The organism is Rhodopirellula maiorica SM1 (assembly GCF_000346295.1).
Classification (GTDB): Bacteria; Planctomycetota; Planctomycetia; order Pirellulales; family Pirellulaceae; genus Novipirellula; species Novipirellula maiorica.
The window spans coordinates 1-2,691 of record NZ_ANOG01000164.1; the positions used below are offsets into that span (position 1 = coordinate 1).

Genomic DNA, 2,691 nt, shown 5'->3' on the forward strand with positions numbered 1-2,691 from the left:
CGAAGCGATCGCTTCGGTTGCCGGTGGTACCGCCGAGCCGAAGACGGGGCTTGGTACCGGAGGCGCGGCGCAAATCGCCAGCACGGCTCCGAAGACGCCTTCGTTTGGTGCCGGCGATGTTTCGCCGGGCTTTGCGACTCCGGCCTCAGTCAACATGTCGGCGGCACAAGCGAACGGGTTCCCCGGAGCTTCGCAGCCAGCATCGTACGCCAACACAGGCACCTCTAACGCAACGACCTCGGGTTACCAATTCGGCAAGAAATCTTTCACGCCAAAGTCGCCCGAGTCGGTCGCAGCGACGCCATCATCGGTATCCACCCCGTCGACTTCGTTGCCTGCGGGACAACAACCCCCATCCGGCTATGCTGCGGCGTCGGCATTCACGCCACCATCAATGGCAGCGTCTCGTGATACTGCTGCTCCAGCGTCGTCATCGGCTAGCCCGTCGACCACCGCAGGTCTGGGAACGAGCGGATTTACGCTGCCGAGCGACTTTACCAGCAGCAGTGCCAAGCCAGCGACCACCGCGACCGACGCGATTAGCACATGGACGCCGCCAACATCGACTCCAGCGAGTTCAACGGCAGCCTCCACAACAACGGCTTCCAGCACCGCAACCACACCCGCGACAACCTCGGTTGCCGAAACCAAAACCGCCGCTGCAGTCAGTAGCACTTCGGACGCTCCGGCGAGCAGCCAATTGCCGTCCAGTGGCAGCGGCTATATGCCCGGCAGCACGGGAGGCTCGTCGGCCTATCCGGCCAGCAAGTACCCGACCAGCACGTCGGGTTCGTTCTACCGATAGTGCAGCAATGTGGCCCGACGTCTCCGGCATCTGGGATTACTAAGTGCTGAAAGTCTGACTTCCCTCGCTTCCGCCGGGCTTGCCCCGGTCGTTGCGACAACTTTGGCGCTAAACGGGTGGCGTTTGTAGCGGTGCGGCGCGGGGCCCGCCCGGTCTAAAACCGAACGTTTTACTCGCCTCAACCGGACGGCTCGCGCCCAATGCCATCTTTTGGCACTAAACGGGTGCCGCTACCAAAGTAGATGGCATTGGGGGCTAGCCCGGCGGAAATACGTGACGTACGCAACTTAATTGTCGCACGTTCCACAGCGTCCGGCGACACTGTGTCCAGCAGACATCTACCAGCAGACATCTTTGGCGTCAAAGATCGGGCCTTCGACGCAGGTCCGTTTGTAGTCCCAAGGATCGGGACCTTCTTGGCGAATCTTCGCCACGCATGAGAAACAGACACCGATTCCACATGCCATCGGGGTCTCCATCGACACGTCGCAATCGATGTTGGCGTCGGCACAAACGTCGGCCACCTTTTCCATCATGATTTCGGGGCCACAGGTCACCACGCGAATTTTTTCGTCTTTGGGCAATTCGGCAAGTCGCGCTGCGAGGGCATCGGGAACCAACTGACGCACTCCTTCGGAACCGTCGTCGGTACACAAGGTGACCTGGAATTTAGCATCGTAAAAATCGGGTACTCCTGCCAGCAGTGCTTTGGAGCGTGCGCCGTAGATCAGTTCGACATGGTTGCTCCAGCCGTTCTCGCGAGCCGGGCTGCCAAATGACTGAGCCCCCATCGCTTCGCGGCCGAGCATCAGCATCGGCGTTTGTCCGATACCGCCCACCGCCATGATCAAGCGGTCACATCGAGCCGTCGAAAAGCCGTTGCCGAGCGGACCCCATACCGTGACCGCCGTTCCAAGCGCCGATGTCGCCAGCGCCTCGGTCATCACCCCTTTGCGAAGGTAAACCAAATCGATGTACGTTGGCGTGCCTGCGGAATCTGCTGTCACGTTGTAGACCGCTAGAGCGCGACCGATCAGCGGGGCGTCGGTACCAGCGATCCGGATCATCACAAATTGGCCAGGCACCACGGTCGACGCAATGGCCGGCGCGGCGATCCGTAACCGATACGTCTTTTCACCGACAAGTTCGTTTTGCTCAATGACCGAGTGGACTTGAGTCATCTTGTCGGCGTAGTACTTTGCGTGCAACTTGGTTTGGGGCAACTTGGTCTGGGGCGGCTTAGTATGTGGCAACTTCGACATGGATCCTACGGTCTTCGTTTCTTTTTCACGTTACGATTGCGAGACGCGAGGCCTCCGGGTTTTCCTGCGCCGCGGGCGGGTTTTTTGGTCGTGCGACTCGATCCGGTCGGTCGACTGCCGCTACGTTTGGTCCCACCGCGTGCGGGAGTTCGTCCCGCCGGTTTGGCTCGCTTGGTCGATGTTTTTTTGCGTTTGACCGGCTTCGTTTCCGACTCTTCGCCGCCGATGATTACACCCGATTTCGGTGGCGGTTCGTAGCTCGGTGATCGCTCGATGCGGACGCCTCGCTTCTTGACGCCGCCGGTGCGCGGTTGACTGGTGCGTCGCGATCCAACCGGTTTGGGGCCAAAGTTTTTTGCCCCCGACGATCTCGAACCCGACGACTTTGAACCTGTCCCTTTGCCTGAATCAGCGCGATACTTTTCGGTCCTGTTCTTGGCGATGGCGGTTTTGGATAGGGACCGCCCTCCAGCTTTGGCTCCCAGCTTGATCGATTCTTCGGCTGCCACACGCAACTTTTTGACTTCGTCGCGGCCCAGCACACGATAGGCGCCGATTGGCACCTCACCCAAACGAAGCGGTCCCACGGCGATTCGGCGAAGCTGTTGAACTTTGTGTCCGAGT

General features: G+C 60.1%; 1 protein-coding gene and 2 pseudogenes. 1 reads left to right on the forward strand and 2 read right to left on the reverse strand.

Going from position 1 to position 2,691, the window contains the following annotated elements; genetic code table 11:
• Window positions 1-805, forward strand: a pseudogene (locus tag RMSM_RS40665) (hypothetical protein); the annotation flags it as partial.
• A 338-nt stretch (window positions 806-1,143) separates the two neighbouring features.
• On the opposite strand, the gene RMSM_RS04985 reads toward RMSM_RS40665, so the two are convergent.
• Window positions 1,144-2,067 carry a dihydroorotate dehydrogenase electron transfer subunit gene (locus tag RMSM_RS04985; protein WP_008692467.1) on the reverse strand — a complete coding sequence of 308 codons (924 nt, stop codon included), beginning with the start codon at window positions 2,065-2,067 and terminating at the stop codon, window positions 1,144-1,146.
• Between the two features lie 5 nt (window positions 2,068-2,072).
• Window positions 2,073-2,691 (reverse strand): annotated as a pseudogene (locus RMSM_RS40670) (hypothetical protein); the annotation flags it as partial.